This is a genomic window from Hydrogenophaga crocea (assembly GCF_011388215.1).
In the GTDB taxonomy this organism is placed as follows: Bacteria; Pseudomonadota; Gammaproteobacteria; order Burkholderiales; family Burkholderiaceae_C; genus Hydrogenophaga; species Hydrogenophaga crocea.
The window spans coordinates 1,111,574-1,128,579 of sequence record NZ_CP049989.1 but is presented as its reverse complement, the minus strand read 5'-3'; the positions used below and the strand labels follow the sequence as shown (position 1 = coordinate 1,128,579).

General features: G+C 60.4%; 18 protein-coding genes. 1 reads left to right on the top strand and 17 read right to left on the bottom strand.

Annotation, left to right across the window (positions count from 1 at the left end; all coding sequences use genetic code 11):
- Window positions 1-43: 43 nt before the first annotated feature.
- Window positions 44-667: a DUF6806 family protein gene (locus G9Q37_RS05515; protein ID WP_166225701.1), complete on the bottom strand. Its 624-nt coding sequence runs from the start codon at window positions 665-667 to the stop codon at window positions 44-46.
- Window positions 668-835: 168 nt separating this feature from the next.
- On the opposite strand from G9Q37_RS05515, the gene G9Q37_RS05510 reads away from it, so the two are divergent.
- Window positions 836-1,459, top strand: coding sequence for an SGNH/GDSL hydrolase family protein (locus G9Q37_RS05510; RefSeq protein ID WP_166225698.1), 624 nt, complete (start codon window positions 836-838; stop codon window positions 1,457-1,459).
- A gap of 124 nt (window positions 1,460-1,583) precedes the next feature.
- Here G9Q37_RS05510 and G9Q37_RS05505 read toward each other — a convergent pair whose 3' ends face one another.
- The 16 genes from G9Q37_RS05505 to G9Q37_RS05430 form a co-directional block, all read right to left on the bottom strand.
- On the bottom strand, window positions 1,584-2,153 hold the full coding sequence (locus G9Q37_RS05505) for a DUF2514 family protein (protein WP_166225695.1): 570 nt from the start codon (window positions 2,151-2,153) through the stop codon (window positions 1,584-1,586).
- Complete coding sequence (locus tag G9Q37_RS05500) at window positions 2,150-2,650, bottom strand: hypothetical protein (protein ID WP_166225692.1); 501 nt, start codon at window positions 2,648-2,650, stop codon at window positions 2,150-2,152. The genes G9Q37_RS05505 and G9Q37_RS05500 overlap by 4 nt, the downstream gene beginning before the upstream one ends.
- On the bottom strand, window positions 2,647-2,946 hold the full coding sequence (locus G9Q37_RS05495) for a hypothetical protein (RefSeq protein ID WP_166225689.1): 300 nt from the start codon (window positions 2,944-2,946) through the stop codon (window positions 2,647-2,649). Before G9Q37_RS05495 ends, G9Q37_RS05500 begins: the two co-directional genes overlap by 4 nt.
- 1 nt (window position 2,947) lies before the next feature.
- A complete protein-coding gene (locus G9Q37_RS05490; RefSeq protein ID WP_166225686.1) occupies window positions 2,948-3,268 on the bottom strand; it encodes a hypothetical protein in 321 nt (106 codons plus the stop codon).
- Between the two features lie 14 nt (window positions 3,269-3,282).
- Window positions 3,283-4,743: a hypothetical protein gene (locus tag G9Q37_RS05485; RefSeq protein ID WP_166225683.1), complete on the bottom strand. Its 1,461-nt coding sequence runs from the start codon at window positions 4,741-4,743 to the stop codon at window positions 3,283-3,285.
- Between the two features lie 183 nt (window positions 4,744-4,926).
- Window positions 4,927-6,777, bottom strand: a complete 1,851-nt coding sequence (locus tag G9Q37_RS05480; protein WP_166225680.1) for a hypothetical protein — start codon at window positions 6,775-6,777, stop codon at window positions 4,927-4,929.
- Window positions 6,777-8,087 carry a hypothetical protein gene (locus tag G9Q37_RS05475; protein ID WP_166225677.1) on the bottom strand — a complete coding sequence of 437 codons (1,311 nt, stop codon included), beginning with the start codon at window positions 8,085-8,087 and terminating at the stop codon, window positions 6,777-6,779. Before G9Q37_RS05475 ends, G9Q37_RS05480 begins: the two co-directional genes overlap by 1 nt.
- 2 nt (window positions 8,088-8,089) lie before the next feature.
- Entirely contained in the window at window positions 8,090-9,055 is a 966-nt protein-coding gene (locus G9Q37_RS05470) for a hypothetical protein (RefSeq protein ID WP_166225674.1), read from the bottom strand.
- 1 nt (window position 9,056) lies between these two features.
- Window positions 9,057-9,377, bottom strand: coding sequence for a cupin domain-containing protein (locus G9Q37_RS05465; RefSeq protein ID WP_166225671.1), 321 nt, complete (start codon window positions 9,375-9,377; stop codon window positions 9,057-9,059).
- Window positions 9,374-9,628: a hypothetical protein gene (locus G9Q37_RS05460; protein WP_166225669.1), complete on the bottom strand. Its 255-nt coding sequence runs from the start codon at window positions 9,626-9,628 to the stop codon at window positions 9,374-9,376. Before G9Q37_RS05460 ends, G9Q37_RS05465 begins: the two co-directional genes overlap by 4 nt.
- Complete coding sequence (locus G9Q37_RS05455) at window positions 9,625-11,250, bottom strand: packaged DNA stabilization protein (RefSeq protein ID WP_166225666.1); 1,626 nt, start codon at window positions 11,248-11,250, stop codon at window positions 9,625-9,627. Before G9Q37_RS05455 ends, G9Q37_RS05460 begins: the two co-directional genes overlap by 4 nt.
- A complete protein-coding gene (locus tag G9Q37_RS05450; protein ID WP_166225663.1) occupies window positions 11,250-11,948 on the bottom strand; it encodes a hypothetical protein in 699 nt (232 codons plus the stop codon). The genes G9Q37_RS05455 and G9Q37_RS05450 overlap by 1 nt, the downstream gene beginning before the upstream one ends.
- 55 nt (window positions 11,949-12,003) lie before the next feature.
- Window positions 12,004-13,215, bottom strand: coding sequence for a P22 phage major capsid protein family protein (locus G9Q37_RS05445; protein ID WP_166225660.1), 1,212 nt, complete (start codon window positions 13,213-13,215; stop codon window positions 12,004-12,006).
- A gap of 77 nt (window positions 13,216-13,292) precedes the next feature.
- Window positions 13,293-14,099, bottom strand: coding sequence for a hypothetical protein (locus G9Q37_RS05440; RefSeq protein ID WP_166225657.1), 807 nt, complete (start codon window positions 14,097-14,099; stop codon window positions 13,293-13,295).
- Window positions 14,100-14,170: 71 nt separating this feature from the next.
- Window positions 14,171-15,247 (bottom strand): hypothetical protein, encoded by a 1,077-nt coding sequence (locus G9Q37_RS05435; protein WP_166225654.1) that lies wholly within the window; start codon window positions 15,245-15,247, stop codon window positions 14,171-14,173.
- 3 nt (window positions 15,248-15,250) lie between these two features.
- Window positions 15,251-17,005: an SGNH/GDSL hydrolase family protein gene (locus G9Q37_RS05430; RefSeq protein WP_166225651.1), complete on the bottom strand. Its 1,755-nt coding sequence runs from the start codon at window positions 17,003-17,005 to the stop codon at window positions 15,251-15,253.
- Window position 17,006: the final 1 nt, after the last annotated feature.

Here is a 17,006-nt window from a genome sequence, read left to right as displayed (position 1 = left end):
TGCCCGCGAGTCTAGTCGGGCTGCGCGGCGGGGGTGCTGGCCGTCAGTGCAGGTGGCGCGGCTTGCGCGGGCCGCCGTGGCCCGAGGGGCCGTGGCCGCGCGGTGGCTTGCCCAGCTGCATCGAGTTCACGAGCGCGTCGAAGCGCTGGGTGAAGAGCTTGTCGATCGAGGCCACGACCTCGCCGAGTTCGGACGCATCGAAGTGACGCTCCATCACCTGCACCACGTCCTGCACCAGCAAGTCGCGCTGCACCTGCATGATGGCCGCGGGCGTGGGGCCCACGAAGCACATCAGGAAATCGTCGCGAGCTTCTTCGGTGTTCTCTTCGTCTTCTTCGTCGTACTCGGTGTCGTAGAAGGACACCTCGAGCGGCGCGCCGGCCGATGCGATCTCGTTGAGGCCCATGCAGGCGTCTTCGATGGCCTGGCGGAAGTCCTCGTCGCCCGGCACGGTCCAGCAGATCTGCAGCGTGTGGCTGTCGGCGTCGAAGCGGATGCCGGGTTCGTCTTCGTAACTGCTCTCGGCCACCGCCGCGAGCGAGCGGCCGCCCGCGTACTGCCACAAGGCCTTGAGCGCCTCCTGGATCTGCTCGAACACCACATCCTCGCGCAGCGGCACGTCACCATGCACGTGGATCTCGAAAGGGGCGTCGTATCGGCTGCTCATGAACTCACTCCACCGGCGTGGCCGGCATAGACCTGCAGTGACCTGGCGTTGGTGCCTCGAACCGGGGTCGCCAACCCGCTAAACGCCTAGGTTTCCCGAGATTTCGGGGGATTTTTGCGGGGAAGGGATGGCGACTTCGGACGTTCAACCAACGTCAAGAGGTCCACCTTGAAGGCAATCGTCTATCTTACCGCCCTGCTGCTTGCAGCTTGTGGCGGTGGAGGCTCTACCATCCCCACGCAGCCCGAACCGACCGGGGGCTATCTGGTCTCCGCCTACGGTGACAGCACCCAAGAAGCCCAAGGCCAACCCCACGCAGCCAGCCGCCCGGGTGCAATGGTCTACAACCGGGGCGTCAGCGGGACGAACGAGCAACAGCTACTCGCCGGGACCGATGGCCGCAACTACGCATGGGCCGAGATGGTCAAGCGCGAGAGCGCCCGAATCGTCGTCATCAACCACGGCATCAACAGCCGGGGATATCCCCTGAGCGAGTACCGCCAGAACCTGAAAACGCTGGTGGAGGTCGCGCAGGCTGCGGGGCTGGTCGTGATGCTGGAGGAACCCAACCCGGCAGGCGAAACCCGAACGCCCCTGATGGACGCCCTCAAGTTCGACGTTGAGGCTTTTGAGAAGCGCCGCGCAGCCATGCGGGAGGTCGCCAGCCATACCGGGGTCTACTTCTGCGCCCAGCCCCGCGTGCCTTTGGCTGACGGTATCCACCCCACCCCCGAGGGCTACGCCATCAAGGCAAACCGTCTGGCAGCGTGCATCGCGGACATGCTGAAATGAGAAAAGCCCCCGAGCCGAAGCCCGGGGGTAAGTGGCAACTGAGCGAAGCCACAGGAGACAACCTGTCTAGAAATCAGCGAAATCTGTGCATGTCGGGGGTGATGTGTATAGAAATCAAGTGAAGTTACCGGGGTTTATCGGTGTTACTGCGGTTTATCCCGGTTGCCTTCACCGCTGCGTCGTAGAGGGTTTGGCACTGGAGCCCTGCGGCTCGGCTCCGGTCAGCAAGGTCTGCCAACGCTCCCGCTCGGTCGTCAAGTTCTGCAAGCACGTTGGCGAGCACTCGGGCGGAAGCTGCGGCTGAATCGCGGACTGCGGCAGAGGTTGCAACCGAACAGGCTCCGGCGGCATTGAGGGCGGCTGTTTGGGCTGCGTCACGCAACCGCTGAGAAGCCACACCAGAAGCAACGCGATCACGGTCGAGCTGCTGACGAAGGGCGTCGGCTTGGGCTTGGGCTTGCGTAGCTGCATCGGCTAGCTCCTGTTCGCGTTGGCGGGCTTGTTGGATGGCTTCGGCTCTTTGCCGCTCGATGTCTGCCCGGTACTCGGAAAACTCTGCCCGGGTGCCTGCGTGCTTGGCCTGTTCGTGCTCAAGCCTCATCGTCTGAGTGCAGGATGTGGCGATAGCCCCTGCGCAGATCGCGGCCCATATCCAGCCGGGGATGAAGCCGAACAGTGCGGCGATGGCGTTCATCCAATCACCTTTGACACGGCAGAGCCGTACAGGTTGTTCCACGTATCCCGGTGAGGCTTGCCAGGTCGCCAAACCCTGACGTACAAGTCCCACGCCCCCTGTTCATCACCAATGGCCGGAAGGCGGAAGGGATCGGTGAACAGCAGAAGCCGGGCAGCGCCAGCGGCAAGAACGTCGTCAAACTCGATGGCGTTCCACAGGGACAGGGAATCGGGCTGAACGTGCCTTGCATTGCAAAGGTGGTTCATCCAGTACCGAGAGGCCCCGTGGGTCAGAACGCCCTTGCACCCGCCTCCGCGCTCAAACTGCCAATACCCTTTGGCCGGACCTTCTGGGATCAGCTTGCCGTCGCGTTCGATCATCTGGCGACGGTGGAGAAAGCGGGACTCCTGTAGCCCGATGGCGTAGACCATCACCCTTGCCTGCTCGCTTGCCATCTGAGCGGGCAGCATGTACATGGCCTTGTTGACCGCTTGGGCTACGGTGTCGGGGATCATGGCTCACCCCAATCGGTTGCGCTGACCCACGTTCCCCTGTTGTGCTTCCTCACGATGATTCCGAGGATCACTGCCAACAGACCCAGACTTGTCGTGACCGAGGCGGTCAGCATCGCGCTCCAGTTCTGCGACATGGATATGCCGTGATAGCCGGTTGCAGCGAGGGAAAAGATCATCGTCACCAAGCCGGTTTTGATGATTGGCCCTTCATGAATGTCGGGGTGGAGAACCACCCACCCGAGGCACACCGCGCAGACCATGGAAACCATGCCGTACACGTAGAGCAGCGCGTCCATGTCACTCCCCTTTCTTTCCGAACGGAAGGACTTTTGAGAGGTCGATGGACTTGATGTAGGCGACCACCAAGGCCACAGCGTTTAACCCGAACAGCCCTACCGCAAAGGCGGTCGCGCTTTGCATTGCAGGGGTTGTCAGGCCGAAGTACTCGGCGATGGCCGGCGAGAAGAAGCCAGCCAGCATCGAGGCGCTGACCGCGTTCACTGCCCGCTCACCCCACGAAGCTCCGGGCACCGTGCGAAGCGCAACTACACCACCCAGCAGGCCGATCAGAAATGGCGAACGGGCTACCTTGAAGGCGTCTTGAGGGTCGATGTCCATGTCAGTGCTTCCCGTCAGCGAAGTTCCGCCCAAGACTGGAATCCGGAAGTTCCAGATACGGTGTAAGTGGCACCCGGGGGCACTTCAAAGCAAACAAACGGGCGGATCGAATCTCCTGCCGGTTGCCCTATGTCCGCAATCGTTACGCCAGATACCACCACCACCAAAGTGCCGGCACTCACCGAACCACCGGTTACTGCAACCGTAATTCGACGTCCGGTGCTGTTGGTATAGGGCGTTCCAAACGAGCGGCTAACGGTTTGCCAAGTCTGCCCGTAGCCCATGAGCCACATCAGCAAAGCAAGGCCTCCAATGCCTTGAATAGCGCTGGGAGAAGTAGCCCAAGTGCCGGCAGTGGCTTGAGTGCTCTCGATGTAGCCGACCAATCGGTATGGGACGTTTGTCCTGGCTACGGCGCTGTAAAAGACAGAGGCGGAATCCGCAGCGCCCACCCCACCTTCGGCTGTGGTGCTGATAAGGCCCGTTTCGTCAATGCTTTGACCGCCGGCAAGGTTGATGATGGCAACCTCGGCAGTGCCAGCGTTGTTGATCGCCAAGACCGCTAGTCTCGCTAAAGTTGCGTTGGTCGTTCCAAGAGTTGAGCCGTTAGATACGGTCAACGAAATGGGGGCAGGTATGCTGACCGTATCGACTGCCCCACTTCCAAGTGTTGCGCTGCGAAAATCAAGCGTGGTCGGATTGATGGTGACCGTCAGAGCGTTTGAAGAAACAGATGCCGTGATTGGTTGAACTTTGCTTGTAAGAATCTGTGCAGATTGCGCTGGAGTAAGGGCCGAAGCCGAGCCGGAACCCGATGCAGTGCGTCCAAATATTGACAGCGAAGAGACGTCTTGCATCTTTGCAAACGTCACGGCCTTATCTGCAATCTGGCTGCTTTGGAGGGTTGGAATTGATGGGTTTTTTGCGCCAAGCAAGCCGTACTCAACCACGGTAAGTCCGGGGTCTAGCGTGGCTGAGTCGTTGGAAACCGTAACCGTTGTGCTGCCCGCAGCAAACACCGAGTTGCTAATAGTCGAGTAGACAAAGCCAGAGGTGTTTGTAGTTCGCAGACGACGATTGATCTGGAGAATTGCGGTTTGGTCGCCAGGCACCGAGAACGAGGTAGCGCTGATGTAGGTCGGGGTAAAACCGGAGGCCACCCATTCCGATTGACTCACCGACGCATCGTTGACGCCCGAGATATCGTCAATCGTTCGCAGGGTGACGTTGCTTGCGTCTTTGATGACGAACTTGTACGAAACACCGCCGGTCAGCCAAATAGGGCCGAGGGTGGGGTATCCCAGCGAGTTCAGGATGATCGGGTTGGACTGGGGCGTGCTGCCCGTGTCGTCAACATAGGTCGCAGCCGGAGTAGACGAACCGGCCAAGTACGTCTCAATCTTCCCGCCCGTCAGCGGATCGCCGTTGGCGTCAAAAATCTGCCCATTGCAGACAGGCGAAAGGAACAGGGGCATGGGATGACTCCAAAAGAAAAAGCCCCACCTGTGAGGGTGAGGCCCTAGAATTTCGGGATGAGTCTTTTCCTGGCCATCCTGATAAAGCCATTCGTCGCCGTGCTGCTGTTCAGCGTGGCGTGGCTGCTATCGCGGTTGGTCTGGAAATACTTGCCGGATGGGAAGTTGAAGCGGTGGCTTTTCTCACCGCTCCCCGGTCACAAGCTGGGCAGGCGTCACCCGCGCTGACTGGGTGAGTAGCTGAGTAAGAGCGTTGTTCGGCAGCAGAGGGCCGCGAGGCTGTGCAGCCGCAACAGCACTACGTGCAAAGCTCGGGTCAAGCAAGGCATCCGCGAGCACGTTCTGAATACGCGGCTCGGCCACGCCGCCATAGATCAGATTGAACGGCTTTCCAATCACCGTGTTGGCGATGGCGCTTTCAGCCCACGACGAAGGCAAGCCAGTAGGGCCGATCAACTGCCGCAGGATGTTTTGAGACGCCAACCGCTGAGCGGTTGGAGAGCCTGGACCAGCACCGGCAGAGGCTACAGCCGCCGTCCGGTCTGCCTCTGATGCCACAGTACGCAGGAGATTGAGTTGATCCGGCGTCATGACATCAGACAGAGACTGTCCAACACCTTTGCGCCCTGTAGCGCGCTCAATCAGCCCCGCCTCATCGCGCAGCATGCCAAGCAGGGAGTTTGCTTGCATGCGAGGGTTCCCGGCCAGATCGCTGGTATTTGAGGTGGCACGACGCGCAACCTCTTCACCAATGTCCATCGCATTCAGCGGTTTTGACGCATCACGATATGCAGTGCGCGCAGCCTTGAATGCTGGGTTTGCCTCTTCCATCCAGCCCATCAACCGACCGCGCAGGGTTTTGATGGTGTCACCAGCCTTTCCCGTGAACCCCGATGCAGGGTCGGTCAGCATCTCATCCATTGCCATTTTCAGGTCTTGGAGGGCTTGGCCGGTGATCTGCTTTGAGCTGTTGTCCGGGATGCCAACGCCGGAAAACGCATTGGACGGAGTGACATCAAACGTCACTTTTCGGCCTTGGTTTTCTGCCAGTGTCTTTGCCCGCTCCATCGCTTGCTTGATGGCGGGTCGCTGCAGAAGTGCGCCAAGATCGTCATCAACGGTGTACATCGCTTTCGTAGCCTGCTGGTACAGGTCACGCGACGCAACATCACGAGCCGCCTCTGCCGCTGCTCGCTGAGTGCTGTCACCGGCCAATGACTGCAACGAGGTCACACGGGAGGCATTGTTGTCGGCCAATCGCTGGCCGATACGGTTGCTGATCTGCGGATCAACAGAGCGCAAGGCATCTTGCAAACGAGCAAGGCCGGCATCGCCTGTTTCTTCTGCCAAGGTAGGCAGTGCGCCAGTGATCGAGCGCGAGCCTTGAGCCGATGCGATGGCGGACGGATCGTTGGCGAATCGCTGGATCACACGGCCCGCGATCTTCTGCCGACCGCCTTCATAGAAGGGCTCAACAAGAGCTTTTGTACCTTGTGCGATGCCGGAGATTGCACGCGCAGCAGCCACGCCACCAGCGCCAGCAGCAGCGCCGATACCTACATTCTTCAGTCGGGCCTGTGCCGTTTCCTCTGGAGTCAGCAAACCTTGAACTGCACCTATGGCGGCAGCACCACGCATGGTGGCAGCACCAGGGATGGCGACGGTCGGCGCAAGAGCCGTGATGTTCCCAGCGATGTTGCCGACGTTGCCAGCCGTCGTATTCAGCAATGGCTCATCCAGCTTGTTGGCCTCTGCAACTTGTTCAGGCGACATGCCGCCAATAGCTTCTGGCAGGTACTGACGGACACCACGAATGATGCGAGGGACAGCAGAGCCATAGCCGGCCACCGTCCGCTCAAACGTGCTCATTCCGATTGTTGGGTCGTAGGTTTTACGGTCCTGCTCGACCTGAGCGGCCACACGCTGCTGGCGTTGGCCGTCACGAAGCGCCATCAGGCCCTGATCCGACACCCGCGAAATGTCACCCGACTTGAGCGCCAGAAGATCGGCATCAGAGAGTTTGGACAAGTCCATCAACGGCCTCCTTTGGCTGCTTTGGCTCGGCGTTCAATTTCGGCCTGGATAGCGTCGGCGGATGGCAAGCCAGGCGTACCAGGCGCAGCGCCAGACCGCTGGCCGCGATCCACAATCACCCGCTGCGGGTCTGCCCCGTAAGCCCGCGCCCGCTGCTCATACGCTGCGTCAATCTCGCGCTGTGAGGCTTTGGCTTCTTCAAAGAGGTCTTGCGCCGCTTGCCGAAGGTTCTTCTTCTGCGTCTCGGTCATTACCCGACCGCTTTGCAGCGTGTTGACGATGTTGGTTGCCCGGTCGAACCAGCCGGAAGCGTTCAGCGCCATGCCCAATTCAGTCTCACGAACAACAGAGTTCGGGTCGAGAATCTTCATGAAGGCCGTACCAGCCGACAGCGCCGAGCCCGGGTTCTTGTCGGCAGTCTCAATCGCCGATAGGACCTTCTTCATGGCCGTCGAGGTTTCCGCGAAGCCCTTGCTCTCAGTCCGGTAGTCGTCTTGCAGCTTCAGCTCAACGTCTTGAATCTTCTTCGACACGATGGCCTGGCCGGCAACAGTATTGGCTTCGCTGTCGGTCTGGAACTTCAGGTTTTGACCTAGGATGGCCGTCGCATTGCTCGCGATGCTGTCAGGCGTCTGCATCTTCTGCACCGGAGCGCCCGCCACGTTTTGCCCAAAGGTCGGGCTGTTCGGGTTCGTGTCGCGGTACATGATCTGCTGCCCGTTGTCGATCTTGTCGACCTTCGGAGCAAAGAACTCCAGCATCTTGTCCGGGGCCATCTGAGCCGCAACGCCTTCGCGCAGGCGTTGGCGCAGCACGTTTGGATCGTCCGGCATGGTAGCCAGAGCACGCTGGTGCATTTCGGCCGGGATGATCCCTGCGTCAACAAGTTGCTGCCCCACCTGGGAAAGAAGGTCTTTGGACAGGTTCGGGTTCTGAGCCAGCGAACCAAGCGTCTGCTTGTATGCGTTGTACCGGTCGGTCGCCACCTTGAAGCGCTTTTCGTCAAGCTCAACGTCAGTTTTTGCATTCGCCCGCCGGTCCGTTTTGAGCTTGTTGGCCTCATCCATGAACCCACCACGCAGCAGCGCCGATTCCCGGTCCTCATCGGTGGCGTAGTCACCACTGAGCAGTGCGGCAAGCTTGTTTTTGCGCTGCACGCCGCTTTGGTACTCGTCCATCTTGAGTTGGTTGAGTTGGTTCGCCTGCTGCGCTCCCTGCACTTGCAACAGCCGTGCGAGGTTGTTCATCGGCGACTCAAGCTGGGTCGTGGGCTGAAAGCCCATGGCGATGCGCGGATCGATCTGTGCCATGCTTAACCCCACACTCCATCGCCAAGGGCGTCAACAGTTCCATTGCCCCATCGGCCCGCACTTCCACCCCAACCACTGCTTGACGGCTGGCGAATCAGGTTCATGAGTTGGTTCTGCTGGTAAGCGTTGATGCCTTGATTCATGCCGCCAACGAGCGCGTTGGTCATTCCCATGATCCCCGAGGCTTGCGCGTTGCCTGCGCCAATGAGGTTGTTGGCCTGCTGCTGCCCAAACTGCGCATTAGCGTTCGTGAGTTGATTGGTCGCGCCCTGCCCCGAGCTCACCAAGCCAGCGAGCTTGTTGTACTTGTTGGTCTGGTTGGTCGTGTACCGGTTGTAGGCGTTGCCGTATTCCTGAGAGGCAAGACCTTGACCGTACTTCTGAATGGCTTTCAGCGCGGCACCAGACAACAGGCCACCGCGAGCCGCCGCGCCTCCCTCCACGCCGCGCATGCCCTCATCCATGCGAAATTGATAGCCGGGGTCGGCTTCAAAATCCGCCATGGAGAAGTCCCGCATGAGCGAGCCAAACTCAGAATCGCCAGCGCCGCCAGTGCCCGAGCCAACAGCGGTTTGAGCGCGCTTCTTCGCCTCGTCTCGTATCTGCTGATCCCACGTTTGCAGGTCTGACTTCGCCCACGATGGAGCGTCATCAAACCCGAAGCCATACTGTGCTCGATGGGCTTGATCGGCGATGTTGCGTTCTTCCCGGTAGATACGGTCAAAAGCCTGTGACATTGCGGCCGAGTCAGCCTCAGAACGAAGCCCGAGCAAACTAAGCAGCTTGTTGTTTGCCATCACCCCCGCATCGCGGAAGGGCTCTTGCAACTGCTCTTGACGTGTCAGCGCATCACGTTGCGCGGCGGTCGCCGCTTCTGCCGCTCTTTGTTGCTTCTTGGCCGCCGAGCTTGAGCCCATACCGCCAAGAACACTGCCAAGAACAGCGCCACCCGCTACGATCCACGGCATATCAAGCCTCCATCAATTTCAAAGACTGCTCGGCTTGCTCGCGCGGGGCAAGATCACCCGCCCACAAGCACAGCCAGACAATCGGTGTCACAGCCACCACGCTGTGCGATGTGTTCTTGGGGATCGTCACCATGCGATACCCCGTCATGACTTCTTCCACGCCATCAATCGTGACCTTCGCGGTTCCGGAAACCAGAACCGAGGTGTGTGCGTGTTCGTGTACGTGCGACTCAAGCACCTGACCGGCAGGCGCTCTCGTCTCCACAACAAAGACGTTGCCCGCATCTTCGTCACCGCCGAAAAACTGAATGCCAAGGCTCATGCAACAACTCCAGCAGCGTCACGCCAAACAATCGTTGGTCGGACCTGAGACACGTAAACAGGCTTGTTCAGGGTGGTGTCGTAGAACGGACGCCCCACCCACAGAAGATTGGTCGGTCGCTCGGCGGTCGGGCCACTCTGGCGGATCGCCTGAGCTGTCAGGTGCAGCCAGTTGAACCACTGGAGGTACGTGCGAAACGCCCTGCCCTCGGAGTCCAGAACAGGGTCGTTGGATGGGAAATCAAAGCTCACTTGACTACCCTCGCCCACGCAGCAACAAACACCGCGACCACAGGATCAGTGACACGAAAGCGCATCACCCAATCCCGGGCCTGTCCCAGCCGACGCCACACGGCACGGTTCTTGTATTCCCCCACCTTGCCGATGGAAGTCCACAACTCATTGCCGTAGGTGTTCCCACCATCGCGGGACACTTTCATCATGACCTGCGGATCAACACCCAGGCCGGTCTGATTCCCCACCCCCGGCTGCATCTCAAGCCACAACTCAGCAACCCGGGTGAAGTCACCGATGGATTGATGACGTGCGGTGAACTCGCGCACCATCGGTTGGCCGTCGTCGGTCAGAACGTCCGGCTCGATGGTGTAGAGCTTGCCGTTCTCAAAATCCGCCGCGTAGATGTTGCCCAGCAACTGAGCCGACATCGAGGCTCGATGCATCCCACCAAAGGACTCCAGCACGCTCCACGCTTTCGACTGCGCGTCGTACATCCACGTCTTCCCGACAGTGGGGAAGTTGATTTGGTAGAACGCGTGCCCGTTGACCATGTAGGCCAGAGCCGTAGCGTTTGAAACGTCCCCGTAAGAGGTGAATTCGACCTCCACCTGAGGGTTGGAGATGGGTTGCGCCACAGACCCAGCCATCACGCAAACCTGCACTTGGCCGAGCCTGTTTTTACGCAGGAAGGCCATGGAATCGGCGTATTTCACAAGGCTCCACCGAGCGGCAAGACCCCATTCCACAGCGCCGCCGCCGATCTTCACAAACGCTTGGTCAGCAGCGCCGGAGTCGCCCCAAATCTCGGTGGTGGTGTCGCCGAACAGGTACAACTGCCCAGCCTCGGCAAACACCCGAACAAGATCATCTGGTGACGCCTCAGCCGTGGCGAAGTCCAGCGCATCCCAAGAAGACCCGTCGATCAGTGCCGACCAGAAGAATCGACCCGAGCTGGGTTCGTTGACGATGAATCGCTGATTCAGGAACGTGACAGTAGACGCCCCGGGAAAGTCGGGATCGGTGATCCGAGCAAACCCCGATGAAACGGTGTAGGAACCAACTGGAGAGGCCGAGGCACCCGGGTCCGAGCCCATCACGTAGGTGAAGGTGTTGGCCCCCGTAACGGTGATCGTGAACGTGCCGTTGTACTGAGAGGGAGTGGCACCTGAGACCGTCACCTGCATGCCTGTCATCAACCCATGGGCCTGAGCAGTGGTGAGGGTCGCGGTTGTCGTCACCCGCGTGATGCTGGAAATCGTCCGCGCAGTGGGGGAAAACAGGTAGATGTAGCCATAAGGCCCATCGACCACGATCAACTGCACCCCGTTGTCAGAGATGTCCACCCGCCCCGAGTTGGTGAGCAGCGTCCCAAGAAGCAGGGTTGATCCGTCGTTCGCCACTCGGTACAGCGAGTCACGTTGAACAACGTAGAGGAAATCGCCCTTCTGCCACATCCCGCGAATCGGGAATGCACCGAAGTCCACCGCAGACACCAGACCCGGGCGCGGGTACATGGTGATCACCTGTTTCTCGGGGTCGTCGTTCAGTTCAACGTAGACGTTCAGCCGCTCCTGAGCCGAGACAACAACCGACTTGGCCTTGTTTCCAATGCCAAAAAGAGGGACCGGGTTCAGCATTACAGCGACCGCCAGTCAAGATACGTGTTGTTGTCCGGAATGCCGTAGGGCATCACCAAACGAGGAATCTGCGCATTCGTGCGCTTGAGCATCTTTCGCGCTTGCGTAGTGTTTCGGACCAAGGTGGCCGAGGGCTCAACCAAGTACTCCGGCGCAAGGTCAATCGCAAGCAGCATTGACAGCGTGCGGTCGTAGCCAGGTGGCATGTCCACCTGCTGGGTGAGGCTTGCAAACTCTGTGATCTGCTTGAGCGACCACATGTTGAAGACCATCGGGCCCTGCGCCGGAAGCGGCCAGAAGGTCACGGTGATGTTGGGGTACTCCATGAGGGCATAGAAGCCCGTTGGAATGCCGCCGATGGTCTTAACGGTGATCTGGTTGTAATCGGCTAGGTTCCAAGGAACCAAGGGGTAAGAAACGCCTTGGTAGGTCAGGAACGACGACGCAAGAATCTCCACCGGACGGTCGGTGACGAAGACGCCAGTCGGTCCAACGGTGTAAGAAGCCTGATTCGTCGTCAGTGGGATCTGATCTAGCGACGGCGCATAGATCATCTGAGAGGCATTCCCAAGCGACGCCATAAGCTGATTCAGCACAGACAAGCCATCGGCTGCCTGTTGGGCGCTAGGCGTCTCGCCTTCGGACAACACGCCAATCTGGCGCATCGCACGCTTGATGATGTCCAGAGCGGTCGTCACATCACATCCCCTGAAACGAGAAAGCCCCCGAAGGGGCCTTCTCTGTTCACATCACTCAGACCGTGTAGTACTTGCACGCCAGTTCGGGGTAGGTCGCAGCCCAGCCGAACAGCACGTCAATACGCATGATCGAGTTGTCGTTCACACCGTCGTAGAACTCGGTGACCTTGAGAGTGAAACCGTCCATGGTCTCTTGAGCCACGTCGATCACACCCTTGCCGCCCGGGGGTGCCCACATCGGCACCATGGCGAGCGTGAACGCATCCTTGTGATACGCCACGTTGCAGCCGTAGTTGGTGCTGGCCGCGCCAACGATGACATAAGGCTGGCCGGTGGTCGGCGAGGCCGTCACGTTCTGGAACGCGCCCGAGGTCACGATGGCGGGGCTGATGGGGATCGAGGTTGAGCCCACAGTAACGTCAGCGGTCACCACAAACTGAGCCAGTTGGCCAGTCGATTGGCGCGATTGCGGGTTGACCGCAAACACACCGGGCAGAGTGATCACAGTGCCACGGGTCAGCGTGCCGCCAGTGGTCGCCACCACCGTCACCGTAGAGCCGGTTTGACCAGCGCCGTTGATGTTGGTGGCAGTCGCCGCGCCGTTGGTGTGAACGGCCACGTTCTGGTCCATGCCGGTCACGAAGCCGAACGAGTCCGACAGCATGCCGGTGTTGTACTGATCGCTGATCTTCGACGGGTTGTTGAAGTAGCCGCCAAAACCCTGCACGAGAGCAGCGTTCAGAGCGGGGTTAGAGATCAGGGCGCGGCGACGGTCACGCGGAGCGGCCATCTCGTCCAGACGCTGGCCCAGCGAAGTCATCGCGGCAATCGCGTTTGCGGCCGACGAAGGCAGGGCACCGGTCGGGTTCAGCGCGTTGTACACGTTGTATCGGGCCAGCTCCAGACCCTGACGGTCGATTTCGTTGGCAACCGGGGCCATCGCTGCCATCAGCTTGTCTTCCAGCTTGGTGATCGACAGGGTGCGCTCGATGCTGGTGAAGTTGATGTCGCAGCCGCCTTGGTTCAGGGTCAGGGGAACAGTCGTTTCTACGGTCGCTTGAGGCACTGCCACCCGGCCAGAACGGTAGGTGTAGCGCGGCGGGCGCTTGATGTTGATGGTCTGACCCGGAGCGTAGCCACGGGACATGTTGGAGGTGAATTCCGACTCAAAGTCACGGTTGACGTTGGCGGAGAACGACAGCATGTTTTTCAGAATCGCAAGCGATTCTTTGGCAACGATGCTGCAAGTGACGAGCGTGTTGGTCATTGCAATCTTTCAGCGCCTCTCGGCGTTAGAAATGGAGGGGTGGCCCGACGTCTCTCGACGGTGAGGCCGCTATTGGTTTACCGACGCGCCCAAACGGGCCGCTGCTTCATGCGTGCTTGGTAGTAGTCCTCGGCACTCATGTTCGTCAGCGACTTCACGGGCGACGAGCCACCGCCGATTGGGTCAATCGGTGCGGGGCTCTTGGGGGGTTTGGCAGTCGTTGAAAGCTTTACTTCCAACTTGCCAATCTCGACAGCCTGTCGGGCCGGTGGCAGGGCTCCGATTCGTGCAACGTCTTCCGGGTGCTGCGCCATGTAAGCCATGAGCTTTGGCGCAACATCCGAATCGTTGATTGCTTGAGCAATGACAGGCGTGAGCGGCAGAGAATCAAAATCGTCTCTGTCAAAGCCGGGAATCTTTTCGGCCTCGGCATAGAGACGCTCGGTCTTCTGCGCCACTTGCTGAATCTGCTCTTGCTGCTTCGCTTGCTTCTCGGTGCGGTCGCGTTGCTCCAGCTTCCAATCCGTCAGCGCATCAAAGTAGGATTCCTCGTCCGCGTATTGACCGCGTTGAGGCTTTCCATCGTTCTGAGGCTGCGCAGGCTGGGCTTGTTGCATTGCGGCACGGTTGAGTCGCTCCGTTGCTTCACGTAGTGCCCTGCGCTCGGCCTTGGCGGCTGCCTTGGCTGTTGCGCGTTCGATCCGGTCGGCCAACTCTTCTTCGGTGAGAGTTACCTTCTTCGGCTCGTTCGGAGTCTGGTTTTCCTGAGATTCCACGGTCTCCGCGCCCGTGTTCTCGGCTCCTGCCATTGGCTGGGCAGGCGCAGGGGTTTGAGCTTCGCTACTCGCGGGCGTGTCTTGCCCTGCCAACAGTTCGTCAGGCATGGTTTACCTTCGTTAAAGGAGGGTCTTGGACCCGTACCGAATACGCTTCGGCGTGCGGCCTTACGGCGTGATCACAGGATGTAAAGAAGGGCCTCGGCGACCGCCTCTTCTTCCTCGTCGTCTTCTTCTTGCTGCTGGCGCATTTGCTGCACCAGCCTTTCAAGGGCTTGCGTGTAAGCCGCTCGATACGGAAGGTTCTCTAGTTCAAGAGCCTTCCTTAGTTCGTTTCTTGCCTGCGCCTTGGGCTTTTCCAGCGCCCTCGGAGCCTCTGCCTTGATGACCTCTGCAACGGGCTCCGGCACGCTGCGCAAAGCGTCTTCTAGCTCTTTGCGACGCCGAAGCATCCACAGGAAACCCGGGGACAGTTGAGCCGACCGAGTTCCATCAACAAACTGAGCGTCTTGACCACTCAAGACGTACGCCCCGGCTTCGCAAGAAAGCGTGTAATTGACCGTCGCAGTAGCGGTCAGCGTGGCATCGTTGCCAGTCAGCGTGTATGCGCCAACGTCAGCAACCAGCCGGCGGTCAAGGCTTGTTCCCGCCGCCTGACCCGTGAGGCTGTACGAGCCGGTATCCGCGATCAGCCTGCGCGCTGCGGTGGTTCCAGCACTGACGCCCGTCAGCGTGTAGGCCCCGGTATCGCAAACAAGCGTGTAGTTCGCAGCACCCGGCGTGTATGTCAGCGTTGCGTCGTACCCCGTGAGCGAGTACGAGCCCGTGTCACAGGTCAGCGTGTACGCCGTCCCACCCGCCGAATACGTCAGGGTCGCGTCTTGCCCGGTGAGGGTGTAGGCCCCCGCATCGGCAACCAGCGAATAGCCCCGACGAAGCTGTGCATCCTGTCCGGTGAGCGAATAGGCCCCGACATCCGCCGTCAGGCTGTATCCACGCCGCAGAAGTGCATCTTGGCCCGTCAGGCTGTACGAACCCACATCAGCGGTGAGCGAATACCCCCGCTTGGTCGTTGCTGCCTGACCCGTCAGGGTGTAAGCCCCGACGTCTGCCGTTAGCTGATACCCCCTCCTTAGCTGGGCATCAATTCCAGTGAGTGAATAGCTCCCCGTATCACAGGTGAGCGTGTAGTTGGTCCCGCCGCTTTCGCCCTCGGCATAACCGGTGGCCCAGTAGCCGCTGGCGACGTATGCCATGGCTTACACCCAGTCGCCGCTGTTCACGAAGGAACTGGACCCAACGCGGCGCACCTTGAAGAACGTGCCAGCGAGGACCGTGCACGCGCCGGACGCCGCCGTTTGCGAAAACTGCGGGGTCAGGTTGCCAGCCGTCGTCGTGCGCACCACGCCGCGCACGCGGACAAAGCTGCCGGTAACAGTGCTTGCCGTCGTGACGTTGCGGGCCGTGTTGAATGTGTTGGAAAAGCCCGAACGAACAGCCGTGGCCTGCGTGGTGTCGTTTGCCTTTGCGCCCACGAAAGACCAGCGGGTCGAAGCACCTGACAGCGCAGCGAACAGGTGGTTGATGCCCGCGCTCGTCGAGCCCTGGGTCATGTACAGCTCGCCCTCGAACTCGTAGGTCGAGTTCGCCAGAAGCGGCAGGCTGCCGGCCGACGAGAACCAGTTCTGAGTGCTGGTGTCGTTCGTGCGCGCTTCGTCCGCCGTCAGTCGGCGCTCGGACCAGTCGCTGATCGGGGCCTGCGGAACCTCAAACGTCGGCGGCTCGACGCCCGCCATTTCGGCGATCTTGCGGATGAGCTGCAGCGCGTACCACTGGCCCCACCAGCGATAGCCAGCGGCGTTCAGGTGGTTCGTTCCGTTGTTGTAGATGGCCGCGAAGTTGCTGTCGGTTCCATCCACGCCATGGAACGGCGGCTGCTCGCTGGAATTTATCACCGGGATGAACGCCATCAGCGCGTCGTTGCGCTCGCTCACGGCCTCGGCTGCGGCCGTTTCCCATCCTTGGACATTCGTAAGTAGGCCTGCGCCCACCCAGCTCTCGCGGCTCTGGATCGACTCGGCGAACACGATGATCGGCACCTGCGGGCCCAGCGCACTTCGTGCCGCGATCAACTCTGTAGCGACGGCCGATTTGATCGTCGCATTAGAAGGGAGCGACTGAAAGTCGTTGATCGACATATTGAAAACCACCACGTCAGGGCTGGTGGTCGTCCAATCCGTGCGCCGAGCTGCGTAGTTGTTCTTCGTGCCGCTGTCGTTGGCAATGAAGCCCGTGCCAAACGCGCCGCCAGAGTCCACGCGGACACCGAGGTGGTCCCAGATCACAGCGCCTGCGCCGTCACCCTCGTAAGCCTCACCGCTGGCTGTCCAGTTGCTGTCGCCAACCACGTAGATGGTCGGACCTTCGGCTGGCTTCGTGAGCGTGTCGGTGAACTTCACCCGGGCCTGGCCGAACACCATGGCCCCCTGACCCTCGACCGCGATGCGACGGCGCGCGCGGGTCGGGAAGGTCAGCGTGTAGTAGCGTTCCGAGCCAGCCGCCGAGGTCGTTCCGGTGAGGCTGACGTACTGGCCGTCCACCAGAAAGCGGTAGCCGTTGGACGTCACCGAACTCAACAGGAACGCAATCTCGTCGCCGTCGAGGATCGTCTCGACGCGCCAGTACACCTGCTCCTTCGTGCTGCCGGATACCGTGCACACCGGGAACGTGGTGATGCCCGAGGTGGTTGACGGCACGCCGCCGCCGCTGATAAACGGCGCACCCGCAGCGCCGAACACGAACGACCGCGTGAACCCTGCGGGTGCCGTCGATGTGCCCACAGTGATCGTCGGCGGCGAAGCCATCCCGCCGCGCGTGCGCGTGTTGTTCCAGAACGAAGTCGCGGCGCTGTCGAGGATCGACCGCAGAACCGGGTGAACCTTCTGGAAGTTGTCGTCGACCTCGTTGTAGGTTAGCTCGCTACCCTTGGTCCGACGCTGCGTGATTGCAGGCATT